We start from the raw sequence: 21,772 nt of genomic DNA on the forward strand, positions 1-21,772 counted from the left end.
CGAGGAGCACCGTGTCCGACCGAGGTCCCGACGCCGCGGGCGCGACCGTCGCCGAACCGCTCGTGAGCGTCGTCGTCGCGACCAACCGGGGCGGGCCGTTCCTGGCCGAGGCGCTGGCATCAGTCGCGGCCCAGACGTACCCGCAGGTCGAGCTCGTCGTGGTCGACGACGGCTCGCCCGACCCGGCCGTGATCCGCGACCTCGTCGAGCACGCGGGCGTCGGGACCGTCCTGCGCCTCGCTCCCTCGGGGGTCTCCACCGCGCGCAACACGGGTGTCCGGCACACCCGCGGCGAGCTGCTCGCCTTCCTCGACGACGACGACCGGTGGCACCCCGACCGGCTGCGCCGGGTGGTCGAGGCGCTGGTCCCGCGGCCCGAGGCCGTGATCGGCTACTGCGGGATGCGCACGGTCGACGGCGCGGGCGACCAGCTCGTGGCCGCCGACCAGCGCCCTGCCCGCGACGCCCGGGACGTGGTCCGCGGCCTGACGGGGATCATGCTGCCCAACCTCGTGATCCGCCGCGGTGCCTTCGACGCCGTGGGCGGGTTCGACCCCGCGTACCGGCAGGGCGAGGACCTCGACCTGGTCCTCGCGGCCGCGACGCTCGGGCCCTTCGTCTTCGTCGACGAGGCCCTCGTCGACTACCGGTACCACCCCGGCAACACGACGCGGGCCTACCGCGACCTCGCCGCGGGCCTCCGGGTGATCCTGCGCGAGCGGCGCTCGCAGGCCCGCGCCGCTGGTTCCACCGGCGGCGCGGGGCTCGATGCCGCCTACCGCGACCGGCTGCGCGCCAACGACCGCTTCGCCGCGTGGAGCGCCGCCCGGGCCGCGCGCGCCGACCTGTCCGGACGTCGGGTCCGCGCCGCGCTGGGCCACGTCGCCTGGGCCGCGCGGTTCGCACCGCTCGCGCCGCTCGACTGGGTGCGCGAGCGCGGGCGGCGGGCCCTCTCGCGGACGAACGCCTAGCGTCCGACGACCGACCGAGGACGGGACGGCCCGCCCCGGACGGCCCCTCGTGACGACGAGGCCGCCTGCGGAACCGGAGCCCGCCCCGGCTAGGGCTGCTTCTGGCGCCAGCTCGGCGGCGGGACGATCGGGGGAGCCGCCGGGACCCGCCCGAACGTCCACCCGGCGCTCCAGCTCAGCCTCCACACCAGGTCGGAGAGGTCCCCCGGGCGCCGGATCGTGGACGCCTTGCGCAGCGCCTTCCGGACGAACGAACCGCCGCGGACGGCGATCGCCCGGCCGCGCCGCGCGAGCCCGGTGAGGCGGCCCGCGACGCCCGCGGGCTGCACGTCCTCCACCGGTGCGGAGTCCGCCCGCCCGCCCGTCGGCTCGTCGTCGCCCGTCGTGGAGGGCGACTGCGCGTACAGCAGCTCGTACCGGTGGCTCAGCCAGCGCTCGCCCGCGCCGTACGCGAAGGACTGCCGGGCGATGTTCCGCAGCCCGTCGCGTCGGCGGACGTGCAGCACGATGTCCGGGTCGAACACCAGGTCGTGCCCCGCGAGCTGGACCCGGATGCAGAAGTCGTCGTCCTCCGCGGTCCGGGCCCCCTCGTAGAAGCCCCCGACCTCGTCGAAGACCGCCGTGCGCACGCCCATGTTGCCCGAGCCCGCCGTGACGAACTGCTCGAGCCCGGGCTTGACCGTGAGCCGGTCCGTCTGGGCCGTCCAGGTCACCGACGACGTCAGGTCGGCGTTGAGCCGAGCCCCCTCGAACGGTCCCGCGACGAACTCGTGCTCGGACAGGGCGCGGTGCATCGCCTCGACCCAGCCGTCCGCGACCATGTCGTCGGCGTCGCAGAAGGCGAGCGCCACCGACCGTGCCTGCGCGACCGCGATGTTCCGGGCCGCACTGGGCCCACGACGGGCCGAGGCGTCGACGAGGCGCAGCTCGGGCATGCGGCCGGTCCACTCCTGGACGAGCCGGCGGGTCCCGTCGCTCGATCCGTTGTCGCTCACGATGACCTCCCAGGGCCACGCGGGGCGCTGCGCGAGCAGCGCGCCGAGCTGGACCCCGAGGGTCGCCTCCGCGTCGTACGCCGGGATGATCACCGAGAGCTCGGGGCGGGCCTGTGCACCCGCGGGTGTGCTCATGGCTGACGCATCCTCTCGCGGGCCATGCTCATGACCGGCTGGTACGTGGTCACCAGGTCGTGGGCCGTCACGGCGCGGTAGCCGTCGGACGTCAGGCGGCCGAGCAGCAGGTCCAGGACCCGGGCGCGGTCGAAGGCCGGGAACACCTCGTCGGCGGCGAGGGTCTCGGGGTCGCCCCGGTCGTCGTGGAGCAGCAGCATGCTCCCGGGGAAGATCGTCGACAGTGCGCGCTCGGCGATCCGCTCCTCCTCGTCGTCGACCCAGTCGAACGCGTCGCCCGACCAGATGAGCACGTCCATCCCCAGGCCCGCGATGCCGTGGGCCTGGCGCACGGTGTGCGCACCGTAGGGAGGGCGGAACGAGGCGAGCGGTGCCGAGACGATCGACTCGACCTCGTCCTTCGCGTCCCGCACGTACCGCACGGCCTCGCCGTCGCCCATGGTCAGCAACGAACGGTGGTCCTGCCCGTGGAGCGCGAGCTCGTGCCCCTCGGCGACGATGCGCCGCGCGACCTCGGGGTGCGCCCGCACCTGGCGCGAGAGCGCGAAGAACGTGGCGGTCGCGCCGCGCTCGGCGAGCAGGTCGAGGAGGCGCGGTGTGTGCTCGGGGTGGGGGCCGTCGTCGTACGTGATCGCGACGACCCGGTCCGAGGTGTTGACGCAGAACGTACCCAGCGCGCGCGTCAGGGCGCGGGGGAGCGGGAGCCTCGTGTACGCCACCTCGGCGAAGCGACCCCCTGCGGGCGCCGGCTTGCTCTCGATGTCGCGTCGGCGGACCACGATCCCCCGAGGAGGACGACGGGCTGCGGTGCGGGAGCCGGGCCGAGAGTCGGACATCGGCTGATCCTCTCTGGTCGTCCGGGGCGTGGACCGCGCCCGGCGGTCCGGGCGAGGTGGTGCAGATGCTACGGGGGGCTCGGGACGGGCGCGCGCGCCGTCCGGCGTCAGGTGCGGACCCCGTCGAGGGCCTCGAGCCTCGCGAACGCGTCCAGGTCGTCGGCGCTCGCGGCGACGAGCCGGGGACGGAGCACGTCGAGGGCGTCCTGGAGGCTCACGCCGAGCATGTGGTGGAACGACCAGTCGTCCTCGGGGTCGAACGCGGGGTCCAGGCTCCGGTCGCGGGGACGCGGGTCGTTGCCGGTGATGTCGCCCGAGTCGAGGAAGGGAATGCCCGGGGTGCGCGGGCCGAAGGTCTCGAAGTCGGTCACGACGGGCCTGCCGTCGAGCAGCCAGATGTTGTGCGGCTGCAGGTCGCCGTGCAGGTTGCCCGTGAGGTAGATCTCGAGCAGGACGTCCAGGGTCCACGCACCCATCTCGACGCGTTCCTCGCGCGAGAGCTGCTGCCCGGCGACGTCGAGCCGGGACGCGTCCGGCAGGCGCGGGACCGTGAATCCGCGACGGTGCCACCGGACCACGGGCATGCGCCACGGCCGGTCGCCGAAGAGGTCTCCCGTGGCCTTCTCCGCGAGGAACGCGTCCCTGCCGATGCGCGTGCGCGCGAAGTACTTCGAGACCGTCGGGCGTCCGCGGGTGCTGGTGTACACGGTCACCGACCGGTCGGTGGCCTTGACGAAGGTCGCCCCGACAGGGCTGCCGAAGATGTAGACCATCCGCGCGCGGTCCACGACCCGGTGGACGAGCGAGCGCGGCGGGCCCTCCGCCTGGACGGCAGGCATGCTCATGACGACTCCTCGACTGGCCGGTGCGGTCGCGGACCCCCACGATCGATCCGGCAACGGTAGCGGTGACCGTGTCGGCCGGTCCATGCGCGGGCGCCGATCGAGCGGGCGAAATCGGCGCGCGCGAGGGGTGCACCGGTGTCGGCCGGGCCGTGCGGGGGGCGTACGACGCCTGTCGCGGGCGCCCGCGACGTCCCTCAGGCCCTGCGGTCCGTGAGCGCGTGGACGACCGAACGCAGCCGGTGGTACGCGCCCCGCACCACGCGGGACCTGCCCAGGGCCCGGGCCACGGGGCTGCGCTTCGCGGACTGCCACAGCTCGGCCGTCGCGACCTTGAGCGGCGGGTCCGCGAGGGGCGTGAGCCGGAAGAGCGTGAGGAAGGCGTCGTTGCGGTGCACCGCGGGATCGACCGGCAGCGGCACCGTGAACCCGTGCCCCGCGAGGTACCCGTCGAGCTGGGAGGCCGCGACGGCGTCCTCCGTCAGGGTGCGGGCGATGTGCTCGGGCAGTCCGACGTCCAGGGCGAGCTGCGTGAGCCGCCCGACGTAGGCGGGCTTGACGGCCGGCTTCTGCACCGTGGCGTGGTAGAGCAGCGAGAAGAGATGGTCGTCGTGGCGTGGCACCGCGACCGGACCCTCGCGCCACTCGCGGCGCGCGAGGATCTCGCGCTGCCACTCGGTGTCGAGGTAGCCGTCGCCCACGTACCGGGTGTCGAAGAAGACCTCCTCGCCGCCCACCAGGGTGCGGAACTGTGCGCCCTCGGGGCCGGGGTACACCTCTGTCGCGTTGAGGACGGCGGCGAGGTCCGTCTGGTCGTCGCACAGCACGTCGATCTCGTGGTCGTCCTCGAGAGCGCCGGGGAGGTCGTCGAAGTTGCGCAGCACGACGTAGCGGGAGGTCCAGCGCAGGGTGCGGAACACCTGGTCCAGGCTGTCCCAGCCGTGGCTGCCCACGACGTCCTGCGCGAGCACCGAGGTGCCCTCGGCCGGACCCTCCTGCGCGATGATCTCGCCCAGGCGCTCGGGGCCCAGGATCAGTGTCGCGTCGCGGAAGAACTCGCGGATGTTGTTGCTCGAGTGGATGCGGTACCCACCCGTGAGCGCGCGGGCCGCTGCCTTGACGCGCGCGACGTTGACGTTGGTGAGCTCGACGTAGCCCGTGACGTTCTGGCGGTAGGAGTAGGCCGGGGCGTGGTCCTCCAGGATCAGCAGGAGGAACGGGCCGTCGCCCACCTCCTCGTGCTTGGGGGACGTGCCCCACAACGTCTGCCCGTAGAGCCGCTCGAAGTCGTTGACCATCTTCTCGGCGCTCCACCGGACCTCGATCTGCGCGAGGACCGTGAAGTCGGCCGCGACGCGCTCGAGGATCTCGGCCTCGTGCGCCCGGCCCCCGGACCAGACGACCAGGAGCTGGAGGTCGCGGTCGTACTGGTGGGTGAACGCGCCGACCTGGTGCGACCACCGGTAGGTCAGGTCCGCGGGGTCGTACGAGGAGACGGGGGTCCGGGCAGGACGCTCGGTCGGCGCAGGGTCGAGGTCGCTGCCGGGACGGTTCATGGCGCGACAGTAACGCACACCTCCCGCTCGCCGCCGGGCTGCGACGCGCTGGGAGCGGGCTCTCGCCCGGGTGAACTTTGGCCGTCGACCTTCCGCAGGATTCCGCGCCGATGGTTCGATGGGACCTGGTGGCCGCTCCGGGGGTACGTCGCGAGCCGTCGCTCGCCGCGTACGGATCCACCACCAGTGACTCCGGACAGGATCGATCATGACGGCACGCCTCGACGGTCCTCACCGTCGCCCGACGACCGCTCGCCGCAAGGTCGCGCGCGTCGTGGCCCCCCTCGTGGTCGCCGGACTCGTCCTCGCCACGGCCGGCTCGGTCGTGACGGGGGACGTGGGGCCCGCTTCCGCGTCGGCGCCCACGCCCGTCCCGGTCACGGCGGTCCAGGGCGACAGCCGGGCCGAGAGCCGCACGATCGGCGGGGCCGTCGGGCAGGACGTCGCCCCCAACTTCTCGGCCGACGGCGCCGGCCCCGAGACGCCGTCGACCGTGGCGACGTCGCTCTGGTGGCGGTGGACGGCTCCGGCGTCGGGGCCCATGAGCTTCTCGACGAGCGGCAGCGAGCTCGACACGACGGTCGCGGTGCGTCGCGCGGACGCGCCGAAGACCGTCGTCGCGACCAACGACGACGACGGCGACGTCTCCACCTCCCGGGTCATGTTCGACGCGGTCGCAGGGCAGGAGTACCTCGTCGAGGTCGGCACCAAGGCCGGCGAGCCGGGCCTCGTGACGCTGGCGTGGCAGGAGCCGGCCCCTGTGGTCGAGGCCCCGGCCGGACCGCAGGCGCTCGCGGCCGAGACCGCCCTGACCACGACGGCCGTCCCGCTGAGCGGCAACACGGGGGAGAAGCCCCAGTCCAAGCTGTGGTTCGCGCACGACACGTGGTGGGCAGCGCTCGCCTCGACGAGCACGACCCCCGCGGGGACGTGGGTCTGGCGCTACGACCAGGCCGCGGGGACCTGGACCAACGTCGTACGGATCTCGGACCGCACCGACGTGCGCGCGGACGTCAAGGTCGTGGGCGACGTCGCGCACGTCCTGCTCCACGGCCCGACGACGTCGCTCGTCTCGGTCGAGTACGTCGCCTCCTCGAACTCCTACCAGCCGTGGTCGCAGCGCCCGAGCGCGACCACGGTCTCGCTGCCGGGCAGCGAGACGGGCACGATCGACGTCGACACGACGGGGCGGCTGTGGCTGGTCTCGGACACGAGCACGAGCATCCAGGCGCGCTACGCCGACTCCCCGTACTCGTCGTTCTCGGCCCCCGTCACGGTGGCCTCGGGCGTCCTGGACGACGACATCGGCATGGTCACGGCTCTGCCGGGCGGCAAGATCGGGGTGCTCTGGTCCAACCAGAGCACCGAGCGTTTCGGCTTCCGCACACACGTCGACGGCGCCGCTCCGGGGACGTGGACGGCCGACGAGAAGCCCGCGCAGTCCTCGGCCCTGGACCTCGGCGACGGCATGGCCGACGACCACATGAACGTCGCGGTCGCCTCCGACGGGACGGTGTACGCGGCGATCAAGACGTCGTACGACTCCCAGGGCGCGACCGTGATCGGGTTGCTCGTCCGCCGCCCGAACGGGACGTGGGACCCGCTGTACGAGGTCGACCGACTGGGCACCCGACCGATCGTCGAGATCGACGAGGTCACGGGCCTCCTGCGCGTCGTCTACACGCACAGCGAGGTCCTCGACGACATCATCGAGAAGGTCACGCCGCTCGCGTCGATCAGCTTCGCCCAGAACGCCAGGACCGTGCTCGACGGGACGTACAACAACGTCACGGGCGCCAAGGCGAACGTGCCCGGCGCGACCTTCGTCATGGCGGCCTCGAGCTCGACCGCGGGCACGGCCCGGTTGCCGTGGGTCGCCCCGGGTGGACCGGTCGCGACGGCGGGCCTCACGACGACGTCCGTCGGGGTCGCCACGACCGGCACGCTCAAGGGTTCGTCGCCGACCGGCGGGGCGCTGACGTTCGAGGTGGTCACGCCGCCGTCGTCGGGCACGGTGACCGTGACGAACGCCGCCACGGGGGCGTTCACGTACACGCCCGCCGCGGGCTTCGTGGGGGCCACGAGCTTCACGTTCCGGGTCAGGGCGGGGACCACGTGGTCCAGCACCGCGACGCAGAGCGTCCGGGTCACGGCCGTCGCCGGTGCACGAGGAACCTGGGAGCTCGACGAGGGCACGGGCGTGCTCACGGCGGACTCCTCGGGCTGGGGCTTCCAGGGCTCGCTCCTCGGGGGGACGGGCTGGGTCGCGGGCAAGAGCGGGCAGGCGGTCCGGCTCGACGGGTCGACGGGCCGCGTCTCGGTGCCGGACGCGGACGGGCTGGACGTGTCGTCGGCGTTGACGGTGTCGGCGTGGGTGCGCCCCGAGCGCCACGCGACGCAGTACGTCGTGAAGAAGGCCGTGTCGGGTTCTGCCGACGGGTACGAGCTGGGCATCTCGAGCGCCGGCAAGCCGTTCCTGCGGGTCAACCAGAAGACCTCGGGGGACACGTTCCGCGTCAATGCGACGTCGGTCCTCCCGTCCACCGGGACGACGTGGGTGCACCTGACCGGGACCTACGACGGTCAGCGGCTGCGGATCTACGTGGACGGGGTCGAGCAGGGGTCGATCGCCGGTCCCGCGTCGGTGGGCGTGAACACGTTGCCGCTGACGATCGGTGCGCAGCCCGACGGCCTCTACCCCTTCCAGGGCGCCGTCGACGGCGTGCGCCTCTACGACCGCGCGCTCACCGCGGCCCAGGTCACCGAGCTCGTCCAGGGTGGCGGTCCCGCCCCCACGACCCCGGTCGCGACCGACGGCACGTCCACGACGACGGCCGGTACCGCGGTCACGGGCACGCTCGCCGGCAGCTCGCCGGGCGGCGGGGCGCTGACGTTCGAGGTGGTCGCCGCGCCGTCGTCGGGCACGGTGACCGTGACGAACGCCGCCACGGGGGCGTTCACGTACACGCCCGCCGCGGGCTTCGTCGGGACGACGAGCTTCACGTTCCGGGTCAAGGCGGGGACCACGTGGTCGAACGTCGCGACGCAGACCGTGCGCGTGCTCTCGTCCGCCGGCGCGCGGGGGACGTGGGGCCTCGACGAAGGCACCGGGACCACGACCGCCGACTCGTCGGGCTGGGGCCAGACCGGGACGCTGTCCGGTGGGGCCACCTGGGTGACCGGGATCGACGGCAAGGCGGTCCGTCTCGACGGGAGCGCGGGCAAGGTGACCGTGCCGGACTCGGCCGCGGTCGACGTGTCGTCGGCGTTGACCGTCTCGGCGTGGGTGCGTCCGGAGCGGTCGGCGACGCAGTACGTCGTGAAGAAGGCCGTGTCGGGTTCTGCCGACGGGTACGAGCTGGGTATCTCGAGCGCCGGGAAGCCGTTCCTGCGGGTCAACCAGAAGACGTCGGGGGACACGTTCCGCGTCAATGCGACGTCGGTGCTCCCGACCACCGGGACGACGTGGGTGCACCTGACCGGGACCTTCGACGGTCAGCGGCTGCGGATCTACGTGGACGGGGTCGAGCAGGGGTCGATCGCCGGTCCCGCGTCGGTCGGGGTCAACACGCTGCCGCTGACGATCGGTGCGCAGCCCGACGGCCTCTACCCCTTCCAGGGCGCCGTCGACCAGGTCCGGCTGTACGACCGTGCCCTGTCGGCGGCCGAGGTCACGGCACTGCACCAGTCCGTCGAGCAGCCGGCCCAGCCGCCCGTCGCGCAGGACGTGGCCGCGTCGACCGTGAGCGGGACACCGGTCACGGGGACCCTCACCGGCAGCTCGCCGAGCGGCGGGGCGCTGACGTTCGAGGTGGTCGCCGCCCCGTCGTCGGGCACGGTGACCGTGACGAACGCCGCCACGGGGGCGTTCACGTACACGCCCGCGGCAGGGTTCGTCGGGACGACGACCTTCACCTTCCGGGTCGGCGCGAACGGCCTCTGGTCGAACGTCGCGACCGCGACGGTCCAGGTCACGCCCGTGGGCGGCCTGCGCGGCGCGTGGGACCTCGACGAGGGCACGGGGCTCGCCGCGGCCGACTCGTCGGGCTGGGCCGGCACCGGGACGCTGTCGGGCGGGACGACGTGGGTCACGGCCGGGGGCCGGTCGGCCGTCCGGTTCGACGGTGTCGCGGGCAAGGTCACGATCCCCGACACCAACGCGCTCGACGTCTCGACCGCGCTCACCGTCGCGGCCTGGGTCCGGCCCGAGCAGCTCGCGACGCAGTACGTCGTCAAGAAGGCCGCGCCGAGCGCGACCGACGGCTTCGAGCTCGGGCTGTCGAGCGCGGGCAAGGCGTTCCTGCGGCTCAACCAGGCGACCTCGGGGGACACGTTCCGCGTCAACGCCACCTCGACGTACCCCACGAACGGCGCCACCTGGGTGCACCTCGTGGGCACCTACGACGGGCAGCGGATGCGCCTGTACGTCGACGGCGTCGAGCAGGGGAACGTCGCGGGCCCCGCGTCGGTCGGGGTCAACACGCTCCCGCTGATCCTCGGCGGGCAGCCCGGCGGGACGCTCCCGCTCAAGGGAGCCGTCGACGGCGTGCGTCTCTACGACCGCGCGCTGAGCGCGGCCGAGGTCGCCACGCTCAGGACGCAGACTCCGCCGCCTGCCTGACGTCCCGCGTCGGGGGACGCTCGGCCCGGGAGCGACGCTCGTCCCGGGCCGCGCGCACCCGGCTCGCGAGCGCCCGGCGGCCGTGGCCCAGGGCCACGATCTCCCGGAGCAGAAGCTGTCCCGGCCAGTGCCCCAACGCGGCCGTGAAGGACACCGTGCGAAGCCGCGAGGGGTAGAGCTCGTTCTGATCGGGGTACAGCGACGGGTGCATGCACGAGTCGAGCAGGTCGAGGTCGCCCTGGGCGGCGAACCGCTTGACGGTCAGCAGGCGGCCGAGCACCCCGGGTGCGTGCTGCGCCCACTTCTCGGCGTACTCGTCGTACCAGGCGAACAGCGTGCCCCCGGACCGCAGGAACGCGGCCATGTAGAGGGTCTCGCCCGCGGGTCGCAGGGCCAGGAGGGTCGCGCGGCCCGCGGCGGCGTGCGCCCGGAAGACGTCCACGAACCACTCGGGTCCCTCGCGCAGCCGGGAGAAGCCGACACCGTTGCGGTCGGGGTCGGCCTTCCAGGTCTCGAGCTCGAACCGGAGGAACTCGGCGGGGTCCTCGACGACGTCGAGCGTCAGCGTGTCGAGCTCGGCCGGGACCCCCGCGGCCTCCGTGAGCCGGCGCGCCCGACGGCGGACGGCCTTGGCGCGCGAGCGCGGGAGGTAGCCGAAGCTCCCCGGCTCCTCGACCTCGGCGAAGCGCACCGCGGCCCGTGCGTCCCCGCCCCAGACGTGGAGCGTCGAACCCTCGTCGGCGAACGCCCGCTGGAGCGCGGCGCCGCCCGCCTCGTCGCCCGAGACGAACGCCATCTCGATGCTCCCGCCGAGCTCGTGCGAGAACCGTCGGAACGCCCGCACGAGGCTGGTCGCGGCGCGCCGGGTGTCGTCCGCTCGCAGGAGCGGGACGCCGAGCGAGGTGAACTGGTTGAGGATGGGCCCGTCGTTCGACGCGTGCCGGTGCGGCCAGCGGCGGTTCGCCGGGACCATCTCGTAGGGCATGACCGCGAGCCACGAGCCGTCCGACTCGACGACCACCAGGCGCAGGGTGCGGTCCGGGTCGAAGTGCGCGGCGGTCGGGACCAGGAAGTCGGGCCCGTAGAACACGTTGGGCTCTGCGGCGTGGTCGGCGAGGTCCCGCCAGCGGGAGACGTCCTCGGGACCGAGGGTGGAGACCGCGACGAGGCGGACGGACAGGCGGGGCGAGTCGTTCGAAGGCATGGGTTCCCGTTCGAGGGAGGCGGCACGAGGGGCCGCACGGCGGAGCGAGCCCTTGCGGGCTGCACGGGGGAGCGGCGGGGGCGAGAGAAGATCCTCGATCGACCCGGAGGGGTGGAGAGGAGGTGTCAGCGAACCGTCGGGAGGCCCGACGGCGGGCCCTCACCGGGGTGCAGGAGGCCGAGCTCGGGGCCGCGATACGTCGTGCGACGCAGGTACACGGGGGCAGCCGGGGCGGGGTCCGAGGACGCGTCGGTCCATGCCCGCCCGGTGTGCCCGAGCGTCGCGGCGAGGATGCCGCGGTCGTTCCATGCCATCGCTCGCCCCCCACCAGGTGTCGTCCCGATCATGACGCGTTCTCGGCCGTCTCGCGCGGTGTGCCCACGACGCGGTCGCGCAGGCGACGCAGGACCGGTACCGAGCGCACGAGGAGGCGAGGGACGACGCCGCGCGTCGCGAGCACGACCCCCACCAGTGTCCGGCGGTCCCGGTAGAGGCCGCTCGGGCCGACGTTCTTGGGGTGCAGGCACGGGTCGAACCGGTCCGCAGCCGTGCTCCCCAGGACGAACTCCTGCTCCATGACGCGCCCGATCACGCCGGGGCTGAACTTCGCGAAGCGTTCGTCGTACGTGTCCATGAGCGAGTACAGCGTCCCGCCAGCGCCCAGGAGCATCGACATGTACACGACGTCGTCGCCCGCGACGAGCGTGAGCAGGTGGAGGTTCTTGCGGTCGCGCAGGCCGTCGGTCACGTCGGTGAACCACTCGACGGCGCCGGGGGTCACGTCGAGCGCCCCGCCGTCCTGGTCGGCGTCGCCCTTCCAGCCCGACGCCTCGAGCGCGACGAACTCCTCGAAGGCTCGCGGGTCCGCCCCGCGGTCCTCCATGACGAGCGGTCGCCCGGTCGACTCCTCGAGGCGACGGGTCAGGCGCTCGACCTGCTTGCGCTTGGAGCGGCTCAGGGCGTCCCGGGGGGCGGGTGCGTCGCTCGCGCGGTCGAGGAACGCGCGCTCGAACCGGGATCGTTCGAGCATCGGGACACCGGCGCGGTGGCACGCGTCGTGGAGGGCGTCGCTCAACGCGCCCTCGCCGGGCAGCAGGGTGAGCTCGACGAGGGCGGGGAAGCCGTTGCGCCGGTCCCCGAGGAAGCCGAGCAGGTGGTCGAGCGCGGTCGCCGCGTGCTCGGAGTCGACGAGGGGTGCGCACAGCGGTGCGTCGTCCTTGAGGAAGGCGCCCGCGGTCGTCGCGTACCGCAGCGGCGTCCCGCGAAAGCTCTCCTCGCGGCTCAGGGGCAGGAGCGCGATCATCCGCTCCTCGCGCTCGACGACGAGCAGCACGACGCCCGCGGTCCGTGCGAGCCACCGGGACGCCGTGAGCAGGTAGGCCGGGGACAGGAACGGGTTGGGTTCGAGCGCGCGGTCCACGAGGTCGGCCCAACGCTCGGCCTCGGCGCTCGTCACGTCCCCCAGGCGCAGCGTCCGGGTGCTCACGACGCCCGCCGGGTTCACGCCGGCCCCCCGGGGCTGTGGGCCAGGGTGCCCACGAGGACCTGGTCCAGCCGGGCGCGGGCGTGGGACCAGTCCATCTCGGCCGCGTGCGAACGACCGGCCGCCTGGGTGCGGCCGAGCAGGGACTCGTCGTCGGCGAGCGCGGCGAGGGTCTCGGCGAGGGCGGCGACGTCGCCGGGGGGCACGAGGATCCCGGCGGTCCCGACGGCTTCGGGGATGCCCCCGATGTCCGAGGCCACGACGGCGGCTCCCGCGGCCATGCCCTCGAGCGCGGTCAGGGCGAAGGGCTCGGCCCAGCGTGAGGGGACCACGACGACGTCGGCCGTGCGCAGGACCTCCCGCACCTCGCCGCGGGGGAGGAAGCCCGTGAACGTCGTGGGTACGGTCGTCCCCACGGCGCGTCGGCGCAGGTCGCGCTCGTAGGGCGTCCGGGGGTCCGCGGCGTCGAAGCCCGCGGCACCGACCACGGTGAGCCGCACGTCGGAGCGCGCGAGGCGCCGGACCGCGTCGACGACGACGTCCACCCCCTTGTCCGGGATGGCGCGACCGACGAAGACCACGTGCAGCGCGTCGCCGCGCGCGGGGCGGCCCGTCGAGGGGGCCCCGCTGCTCGCCGACGGAGCGTCGACCCCGTTGTGGACCACGACCACGCGGTCCCGGAGACCGGACGGGAGCAGCGCCGTCGTCTCGTCGGCCAGGAACGCGCTCACGCACACGATGCGGTGCACCGGACCGAGCGTGCGGGCCAGCTCGCGGTGGCCGTATGTGCGCAGGAGCTGGTTGTGCGCGTAGAGCACGGGCAGGTGCCGGTCGGCGTCGACGAGCGGGACGAGCTGGGGGGCGTTGTGCGCGAACACGTACGACGGCGTCCACGCGGACTGGTCCCGGACGGCCGCGGCGAACGCGCGGCGGGCGCCGTGGCGCGGCAGCCCCACGCGCGAGGCGGCCGCGTCGGTGTAGCGCTCCCAACCTCGTGCCGAGGCCTGCGGGTACTCGATGACGTGCGCGCCGTCGTAGCGGTCGGGGTAGGTGCCGTGCGCCACGACGACCGACGACGGCGCGGAGCTCGTGGACGCCCCCCGCACCAGACCGTCGACGACGGTGGGCACCGCGCTCCCGGTCCGCGGGGAGTAGTGGTCGCCGGGGGTCAGGACGTGGACGTGCTCGCGTGCAGGCAGAGCCTGGTCGGACCGCTTCATCGGGACCCCTCCTGACCGGGTCAGATCACGTCGGCGAAGCCACGCTCGAGCTTCTGGAAGATCAGTGCGCCACCCGTGAAGGCGAGCCCCGACACCACGACCAGGGCGACGACCTGCCACGCCTCGGGGGCCGCCTGCCCGAGCAGCGACCAGCGGAAGCCCTCGAGCAGCCACGTGAGCGGGTTGATGTTGAAGATCCACAGCAGGTTCGCCGGGACGGCCTCCAACGAGTACGCGACGGGGGTCGCGTACATGAGGATCTGGACGACCCAGGGCAGGGCGTACCCGACGTCGCGGTACTTGACCATGACGGCCGAGCTCGCGACCCCGATCGCGGCGCCCAGCAGCACGGCCAGCAGCGTCCAGAACGGCAGGAGCAGGATGGGCCAGCCGGGGTTGATCCCGTAGACGAACAGCAGGATCACGAACAGCCCGAACGCGACGGCGTAGTCGACGAGGACCGCGAGGATCGTCGAGAGCGGCACGAGCATGCGCGGGAAGAAGACCTTCGACACGAGCGACTGGTTCGCCACGAGCGAGGACGACGAGCGGCTCGCGACGCCGCTGAACACGTTCCACGCGAGCTGGCCCGCGAAGGCGAAGATGAAGTAAGGGACACCGTTGCTCGGCAGGTCCGCGACCTGACCGAACACGATCGCGAAGATCCCGGCCGCGGCGAGCGGCTGCAGGATGACCCAGCCGACACCGATCACGGTCTGCCGGTAGCGCAGCAGCACGTCGCGCCGACCGAAGCTGACGAGGACCTCGCGGGCCTCCCAGAGCTCCTTGACCGACGGCAGGTCCCATCGCCCGGGCGGGGTGATCACGGTCTTGCTCATCGTCACCACCTCTCGTACTGGAAGTCGGCCAGGACCATGCCGTGGGTCAGCGCCTCGTCGGACGTGACCTCGGGGTACGGCGGGTTGGGCAGGACCTCGAAGGCCCCGGCCCCTTCCCAGGCGTCGAGGATGCCGGTCTTGCACACGTACAGGTCGTACGTGTACTTGCCGGGCTTGAGCCACAGGTCCTTGATGGTCAGTGCGCCGCGCTGCGGGACGGTCGGGTCGAGCCACAGGCCGACGAGGCGCGAGTCGCACTGGACGACGATGTTGCCGTTCATGTCGTTGACGTGGCACGAGACGAAGTAGCTGCCGACGAGGTCCGGGTTGGCGTTGACCGCGAACTCGATGACCTTGTCCTCGGTGGGCTCCATGGTCTCCTCGGCGATCGTCGCCTCGGTGAAGCGGAGCTCGCCGGTGCCGGCACGCCTGGACGCGTCCTGCTGGGCGACGTGGAAGCTCGTGAAGCTGTTGCGGTACTCCGCGAGCGCGTCCTCGACGTTGCCCGCGTAGGTGAGCTTGCCCTGGTCGAGGTAGATCGCCCGGGTGCACAACGCGGAGACGGTCTGCGCCTGGTGGCTCACGTACAGCACCGTGCGACCGTCGCGCGCGACGTCGCGCATCTTGGCGAGCGACTTGGCCTGGAACTCGGCGTCGCCGACCGCGAGGACCTCGTCGATCGCGAGGATCTCGGTCTCGAGGTGCGCGGCCACCGCGAACGCGAGGCGCACGTACATGCCCGACGAGTAGCGCTTGACCGGGGTCTCGAGGAACTTCTCGACCCCCGAGAAGTCCACGATCTCGTCGAACCGGCGCTGGATCTCCTTGCGCCGCATGCCGAGCAGCGTGCCGTTGAGGTAGACGTTCTCCCGTCCCGTGAGCTCGGGGTGGAAGCCGGTGCCGACCTCGAGCAGGCTGCCCACCCGGCCGCCCAGCTCGATGCGGCCCGCCGACGGTGCGGTGATCCGGGTCAGGAGCTTGAGGAGCGTGCTCTTGCCCGCACCGTTGCGCCCGATGATGCCCAGGGCCTCGCCCCACGGAACCTCGAAGCTGACGTCCTTGAGCGCCTCGAAGTCCTCGAACTCGGGCTTGTGCAGCGGGTGCTTGACCCGGTTGATCACTGCCTCGGCAGCGGTCGTCGGCCGGAAGCCGCTCTTCGCGATGCGGTAGGACTTGCCCAGGCCCTTCACGGCAACAGCGGGATCCGCCACGGTGTCCCCTTCGGCATGGTGTCCGCGCGATGCGGATCGTGTGGTGGTCGGAGGAGTCTCGACCGGTGAGAACCGGGCCTTCTACGACACGGGCACACTATCAGCGGGCGGACGCCGGATCAGGCCCTGGAGCGGGTGGAATTCTCGGACAGCCAGGCGACGATCGGCGCGGTCGTACGTTCCCACGGCAGCTCGTCCATCGCCCAGCGGTAGGTCCGCCGACCCTCGTCGTCGGCGAGCGCGGGGTCCGGACCCAGCCGCTCGACGAGCCAGGCGACCCACTCGTCGGTGTCGTTCGTGACGCGCGCGGGAGAGCCCGGGTGCGCGCTCCCACCGTCGGTCGTGGCGATCACGGGGCGCCCTGTCGCGAGGGCCTCGCCGAACTTGACCGGGGCGCCGACCCCCGCGCGCACGGGGACCCCGACCACGCGCGAGACCGCCGTGAGGTCGGTCAGCGCGGGGACGCGACCGAGCCCGCGGAAGCCCTCGATCTCGGCGAACCGCGCGGGGGTGCCGCTCCCCGCGACGTGCCACTCGGCGTCGGGCACGGCCTCGCGGACACGGGGCCACACGTCCTTGGCGAACCACGCGATCCCTGCGGTGTTCGGGGTCCAGGACCAGTTGCCGAACATCCCGACGACGGGTCCCGGCACGGCGGCCGGGGGTGGCGGCCACTCGGACTCGTCGATCCCGTGCGGGGCGACGATCCGCTGCGCGGTCCCACCGTCGGGCAGCCGGTCGAGCTCGGCGGGCGAGCAGACCGAGACGGCCGACGCGTCGCGCAGGACGCGGTCCTCGATCCGGCGGAACGTGGCGGCCTCACGCGTCCTGCCGTACCGGGACAGCCAGGGGCTCATGACGTTGTGGACGTCGACCAGGACGGGGACGCCGAGCCGGCGCCCGGCCCCGCGCAGCAGCGCCCAGGACTCGAGGTGGGCCACGATCACGTGGTCGTACCGGCCCGAGCGCGCACGACGGCGCGCCAGGAAGTAGCGGGTCGGGTGGGGGAGGCGCTTGTGGAGGAACGGCGCGAAGCGCTCGACGGTCGCGATCTCCCGCAGGGTCGTGTCGTCCTGGTCTCCGGCGAGGGTCAGGACGTGGACCGACCATCCTGCGCGGACCAGGGCACGGATCTGGAAGTACTGGCGACGTTGGCCGCCCTGACCGTCGCGGTCGGGGGTCTCGTTGCTGAGCCAGAGGACCGAGCCCCGGGCACGGGCGGCGTCGCGCGGGTCCGTGTCCATGCGGTCAGCGTAGGGGATGGCCCCGGTCGGTCAGGGGCTCGGGGTGGGGGTGAAATCGGTGGCCGGTCGCCCCGCCCACCGGGGGGCATCGACGTACGATCGACCCTTGGCCCCACCTCGCCAGGGCCCGACGGGAGCACCGACGTGACCGACCCGCCCGCGCACGACGCACCACCCCGACGGGCCACCACCTGGTGGCGCCGACCCTGGGTGGTCGGTGTCGCGGGGACCGTCGTGGTCGCCACGGCGGCCGTGCTGGTCGTCCGCGCGGTCGGTGACGGGGCGGCGGCGGACCCGGGGGCGTCCGGGGCACCCATGCCCTCCGTGGTGAGCGTGAGCGAGCCGGGCGCGGCCCCGGTGTGCGGGTTCCCGGTGGTCGACAAGATCACGCACGACGGCGTCGACCCGGCCGACCTCGGCGGGAGGCGCGACGTCGTCGACGACGTCGCGACCCTGGACGACGCCACCGTGCTCTCGATGCGGGTCCGCGACGGGCTCGCGTACGTCCTGGAGTGGGACCGGTCGAGCGCCTACCGCGTGACCCGCTACGACGTCGTGACGGGCGAGGCGAAGGGCACGACCGACTTCGAGCTGCAGCTCGACGAGGGCAACGAGGCGTTCAGCCCCGAGCAGTTCGAGGTCGACGCCGAGGGCGGCATCTACTTCCTCGACACGCTCATGCAGCGCCGCGACCTGGTCCGGTTCGAGCCCGACGGCACCCGGTCCTGGACGACGCACCTGCCCGAGGGCGACCAGACCGAGGGTGGGGTCCTCGACCTGTACGGCATGGCGATGTGGGACGACCTCGACGGGCGGACCGTGGTCGGGGTGCACGAGACCGAGCGGACCATGCACCTCGTGGGGACCGACGGGAAGATCGTCGGCACCCGGGACGACGTCCCGGGCCAGGTGCTGGGGCAGCTCCCGGACGGCGGGCTGGTGCTCGAGTCGTCGGGGACGTCGGACGCGGGGGCCACCGACGACCTGACGGTCCTCGACCAGGACGGGGCCGAGGAGCTGCATCTCGGGGCGACCGCGAACGGCAAGTGGGCGTTCGCCAAGCCCTCGCAGTACTGGTTCGACTCCGTGGTCGGCGTCGCGCCGGCCCCCGACGGCGACGGACTCGTGGTGATCGAGGACGGCCTCGGGTTCGAGCACGTGGGCGCGGACGGCGTCCGTCGCGGCGTGTGGCCCGACGCACGCGCCGACCTCGACGCGGACTTCACGCTCCTCGACGGCTCACCCCTGGTGCTCGACGACGGCACGTACTACGCGCTGACGACGAGCGAGGGGGCCGTCGCGCTCACCGCTGTCACGGCCGACCGCATGGCCTACCAGCTCGGCGCGCCCGTGAAGTACAACGCGATCAACGACGGCTTCCTCTCGGTCATGGGCGCGGGGGCCGGGCTCGTGACCGACGAGGTCTACAACTACTTCCCGTCGGGCGAGGAGCCCGCGGTCCGCCTGAGCCTCGACGACTCGTGGGGGCGCTGGGCCGACCGGTACGAGCTGCGCTTCCAGGTGCGGGGCGACCCGCGGGTGGTCGACCCGGTCGTGGGCGACGAGCAGGTCGTCGACCTCCCCGCCGACGGCGGGGACGTACCCGTGGCGCTGCCCGCCGCGCGGCCCGGCGTCTACGAGGTCGACGCGGCGCTGGTCGACCGCGAGAGCGGCGACCCGGTCTCGGGGACGTGCCTGCGCTACACGGTCGGTGCTCCCGGTGCGCCACTCGACCTCGCCGGGCTGGCCGACGGCGCCGACTGGGGCGGGGCGTCCGTCCTGCGCGGGGTGCAGCTCGCCGACCAGCTCGGCGTGGGCAGCTTCCGGTGGCAGCTCGACTTCGGGGCGATCGTGCCCGACCCGACCGGCACCCCGAGCCCCGACGGGCTCGTCTGGGACTCGCTCCCGAGCGCCGGCATGCCCGAGCCCGAGGAAGGGGCCGAGACCGACCCGTTCGCCGAGCTCCAGGCCGCCGCGGCGCTCGCGGAGAGCAGCGGCGTCACGCTGACCCTCCAGCTCGGGTCGGGCGGTGAGGCCGAGCGGGCCGCGGTCGACGCGGGCACCTGGGAGGGCTGGTCGCGCGAGATCGTCGCGGCGATCACGCAGGAGGCACCGGGGATCGTGGCCTGGCAGCCGTGGAACGAGCCCAACAACACGGGCTTCGACGACGGCGCGCAGTACGAGGAGAAGATCGGTGCGCCCTTCGCGGTCGGGGCGCGCGCCGCGTTCCCGGGGGTCCGGATCGTCGGCGGGAACACCCTGGGCATCGTGCCCGACTGGTGGGCCGCGCTCGTCGCGGCCGGCGGGTGCGCCTCGATGGACGTCGTCGGCATCCACCCCTACACGGGCCTCAACCGCTCGTGGGAGGAGCAGGGCTTCTCCCAGCCGGGCGAGGACCTCGACGCGCTGCGCGAGGCCGTGGCCCCGTGCGGGGACCTGCCCGTGTGGGACACCGAGTCGGGCTGGTGGTCCGACGGTGTCGCGAACTTCTGGGCGGGCGGCTCGGACGTCGCGCGCAAGCTGCTCTGGTACGGGTCCGAGGGGATCGACGAGTGGACGTACTTCTTCTCCGAGGGGGGCTTCGGGGAGTCGGGCAACTCGTGGTCGCTCGTCCAGTACGGCAGCTACGTCAAGCCGTCCGGGGCGGCGTTCGCCGCGACCTCGGCCCTGCTCGCGCCCTACGGGTCGCCGACGTTCGTCGAGACGGGCGCGCCCGGCACGTTCGCGGCCTCGGCCGAGGGGCCCGCGGGCGATCAGCTGCTCGCGGTCTGGGGCGACGACCTGTCGACCACGCTGCGCGTCACGGCCGACGGCGGCCCGGGCACCCTGCGGATGGTCGACCAGTACGGGGCCGAGACGAGCATCGAGGTCGGCCCGGACGGTGCCGACCTCCCCGTCACGGGAGCGCCCGTCTTCCTCGTCGGTGCGCCGGGCCAGGCGCTCGCGGTCGAGGCCATCCGGCCGTTCGGCCCCGACCTCCTTGCCGGGCGGCCCGTCACGGCCACCTCGACCCACGAGGAGGCCGACGCCCAGGTCGTGACGTCCGGGACGTTCGACGTCCGTGACCCGTGGCGATCCGGGCGTCTCGCGGACGACGTCGTCGACGAGAACCCGTCGGTGACCGTGACGACCGACGGGCCGCAGACGATCGACCGTATCGGTGTCGCGACGGCCGGGATCCGCTGCTGCAGCATGGGGCTGCGCGACTACACGGTCTCGGTCCAGCTGCCCGACGGCACGTGGCAGGACGTCGCCGAGCAGAAGGACCAGTTCTCCGACCGGGTCGCGGTGTTCGAGATCGACCCGGTCGAGGTCACCGCGGTGCGCGTCTCGGTGCCCATGACCACCGAGCGGGGCGTGCCCGTGCTCGCGGCGAACTACTCGGGCGTCGTGGGCGGGCTGCACCCGTCGTTCCTGCCGCTCACCACCGAGAGCGCGTACGTCGCGACCGTGAGCGCGCTCCAGGCATGGGGGCCCGGGGCCTGAGCCGCGTCAGCGCGCGGCCACGGCCCGCCACACGGCCGCGTGCTGCGCCGCGCTGCGCTCCCACGTGAAGTCGGCCGAGCGGACCCGGCCGCGCTCGACCATGGCCGCGACCTCCGGGTCGTCGGAGAGCGCGAACAGGGTCGCCTGGGCGATCTCGTCGGGCGTCGGGTCCACGAGCAGCCCGCCGTCGCCCACGACCTCGGGCAGCGAGCTCGTGCGCGCCGCGACCACGGGCACCCCCGCGGCCATGCCCTCGAGCGCGGGCAGCCCGAAGCCCTCGTAGTGCGAGGGGACCACGACGACGGCCGCGCCCGCGACCAGACCCGGCATGACGTCGTCGGGCAGGCGGCCCACGAGGCGCGTGCCGGCCAGCGCGCCGAACAGCTCGTCGCGCCGCCAGTGCCGCGGACCGCTCATGACGAGCGTGAGGTCCGGGCGCGCGCTGTGGATCAGCGGCCACGCCGCGGCGAGGCTCTCCAGGTTCTTGCGCCGCGAGGCGCCGCCCGCGTGCAGCACGTACGGCCCGGTGATGCCCAGCGCGTCGAGGGCCGCGACGTCGAGCGGCGCGGTGCGGAAGTAGCGCTCGTCGACCCCGTTGTAGGCGACGTGCGGGCGCTCGACGCCGAGCAGCTCGGCGATCTCGTCGGCGCTGAACTCCGAGACCGTGACGATCGCCGCCGCGCGGCGGGCCTCCTCGGCGGCCGCGCGCACCGGCCGGGACTCGTCGTCGAACCGCCAGGACACGACGTCCTGGATGGTCACGACGTCACGCGTCGGGTGCGGGGGCAGCTCGAGCCCGACGCGGTGCACGACGGCGCCGCGCGGGTAGACGACCCGGCCTGCGGCCCGGCGCAGCGCGGGCGAGGCGGTGCCGAGGCGGGACAGTGGGAGGCGCAGCGTGCCGGGCAGGGGCGAGCGCAGGGAGCGGGCGACGGTGCGCTTCACGGTCCAGTCCTCGGCCCCTGCGGGAGCCTGTGTCGCGGTGGGTGAAACCGCGCCTCCGGACGGTGCGGAGAGGGCTCGGGCCGCCCGGGTGGCGACCTCCTCCTGATAAACTTGCGCGCCCATGGGCACCTCAACCGCGACGGTCGCGATCACCAGCTGCGGCATGCGGGGAGTCCGTTCTCTC

15 protein-coding genes are annotated in these 21,772 nt (G+C 73.5%); 3 read left to right on the forward strand and 12 right to left on the reverse strand.

Annotated features, from left to right (window positions below):
- The first annotated feature begins 11 nt into the window (after positions 1–11).
- Complete coding sequence (locus tag JOD49_RS15835) at positions 12–971, forward strand: glycosyltransferase family 2 protein (RefSeq protein ID WP_205308018.1); 960 nt, start codon at positions 12–14, stop codon at positions 969–971.
- A gap of 89 nt (positions 972–1,060) precedes the next feature.
- Here JOD49_RS15835 and JOD49_RS15840 read toward each other — a convergent pair whose 3' ends face one another.
- The 4 genes from JOD49_RS15840 to JOD49_RS15855 all read right to left on the reverse strand — a co-directional run bounded on the left by JOD49_RS15840 (position 1,061) and on the right by JOD49_RS15855 (position 5,335).
- A complete protein-coding gene (locus JOD49_RS15840; protein ID WP_205308019.1) occupies positions 1,061–2,101 on the reverse strand; it encodes a glycosyltransferase family 2 protein in 1,041 nt (346 codons plus the stop codon).
- Positions 2,098–2,937 carry a polysaccharide deacetylase family protein gene (locus JOD49_RS15845; protein ID WP_205308020.1) on the reverse strand — a complete coding sequence of 280 codons (840 nt, stop codon included), beginning with the start codon at positions 2,935–2,937 and terminating at the stop codon, positions 2,098–2,100. Before JOD49_RS15845 ends, JOD49_RS15840 begins: the two co-directional genes overlap by 4 nt.
- 107 nt (positions 2,938–3,044) lie before the next feature.
- On the reverse strand, positions 3,045–3,782 hold the full coding sequence (locus JOD49_RS15850; RefSeq protein WP_205308021.1) for a hypothetical protein: 738 nt from the start codon (positions 3,780–3,782) through the stop codon (positions 3,045–3,047).
- Positions 3,783–3,976: 194 nt separating this feature from the next.
- Positions 3,977–5,335 (reverse strand): hypothetical protein, encoded by a 1,359-nt coding sequence (locus JOD49_RS15855; RefSeq protein ID WP_205308022.1) that lies wholly within the window; start codon positions 5,333–5,335, stop codon positions 3,977–3,979.
- A 208-nt stretch (positions 5,336–5,543) separates the two neighbouring features.
- Between JOD49_RS15855 and JOD49_RS15860 the strand changes: the two genes are divergently transcribed.
- Positions 5,544–9,956 carry a LamG-like jellyroll fold domain-containing protein gene (locus tag JOD49_RS15860; RefSeq protein WP_205308023.1) on the forward strand — a complete coding sequence of 1,471 codons (4,413 nt, stop codon included), beginning with the start codon at positions 5,544–5,546 and terminating at the stop codon, positions 9,954–9,956.
- Here the strand turns inward: JOD49_RS15860 and JOD49_RS15865 are convergent.
- The 7 genes from JOD49_RS15865 to JOD49_RS15895 all read right to left on the reverse strand — a co-directional run bounded on the left by JOD49_RS15865 (position 9,928) and on the right by JOD49_RS15895 (position 17,157).
- A complete protein-coding gene (locus JOD49_RS15865) occupies positions 9,928–11,160 on the reverse strand; it encodes a GNAT family N-acetyltransferase (protein ID WP_205308024.1) in 1,233 nt (410 codons plus the stop codon). The two genes, JOD49_RS15860 and JOD49_RS15865, sit on opposite strands and share 29 nt — an antisense overlap.
- Positions 11,161–11,285: 125 nt before the next feature.
- A complete protein-coding gene (locus JOD49_RS15870) occupies positions 11,286–11,474 on the reverse strand; it encodes a hypothetical protein (RefSeq protein WP_205308025.1) in 189 nt (62 codons plus the stop codon).
- Positions 11,475–11,503: 29 nt separating this feature from the next.
- On the reverse strand, positions 11,504–12,646 hold the full coding sequence (locus JOD49_RS20825; RefSeq protein WP_205308026.1) for a GNAT family N-acetyltransferase: 1,143 nt from the start codon (positions 12,644–12,646) through the stop codon (positions 11,504–11,506).
- A gap of 14 nt (positions 12,647–12,660) precedes the next feature.
- Positions 12,661–13,863 (reverse strand): glycosyltransferase family 4 protein, encoded by a 1,203-nt coding sequence (locus JOD49_RS15880; protein WP_205308027.1) that lies wholly within the window; start codon positions 13,861–13,863, stop codon positions 12,661–12,663.
- Positions 13,864–13,883: 20 nt separating this feature from the next.
- Positions 13,884–14,702, reverse strand: a complete 819-nt coding sequence (locus JOD49_RS15885) for an ABC transporter permease (protein ID WP_205308028.1) — start codon at positions 14,700–14,702, stop codon at positions 13,884–13,886.
- A gap of 2 nt (positions 14,703–14,704) precedes the next feature.
- On the reverse strand, positions 14,705–15,913 hold the full coding sequence (locus JOD49_RS15890; RefSeq protein ID WP_205308029.1) for an ABC transporter ATP-binding protein: 1,209 nt from the start codon (positions 15,911–15,913) through the stop codon (positions 14,705–14,707).
- A gap of 119 nt (positions 15,914–16,032) precedes the next feature.
- Positions 16,033–17,157, reverse strand: a complete 1,125-nt coding sequence (locus JOD49_RS15895) for a glycosyltransferase family 4 protein (RefSeq protein WP_205308030.1) — start codon at positions 17,155–17,157, stop codon at positions 16,033–16,035.
- Positions 17,158–17,301: 144 nt separating this feature from the next.
- Between JOD49_RS15895 and JOD49_RS15900 the strand changes: the two genes are divergently transcribed.
- Positions 17,302–20,643 carry a hypothetical protein gene (locus JOD49_RS15900; RefSeq protein ID WP_205308031.1) on the forward strand — a complete coding sequence of 1,114 codons (3,342 nt, stop codon included), beginning with the start codon at positions 17,302–17,304 and terminating at the stop codon, positions 20,641–20,643.
- A gap of 6 nt (positions 20,644–20,649) precedes the next feature.
- Here the strand turns inward: JOD49_RS15900 and JOD49_RS15905 are convergent, their stop codons facing one another.
- Entirely contained in the window at positions 20,650–21,753 is a 1,104-nt protein-coding gene (locus JOD49_RS15905; protein ID WP_205308032.1) for a glycosyltransferase family 4 protein, read from the reverse strand.
- Between the last annotated feature and the right edge of the window lie 19 nt (positions 21,754–21,772).

This window comes from Oerskovia jenensis, from assembly GCF_016907235.1.
Classification (GTDB): domain Bacteria; phylum Actinomycetota; class Actinomycetes; order Actinomycetales; family Cellulomonadaceae; genus Oerskovia; species Oerskovia jenensis.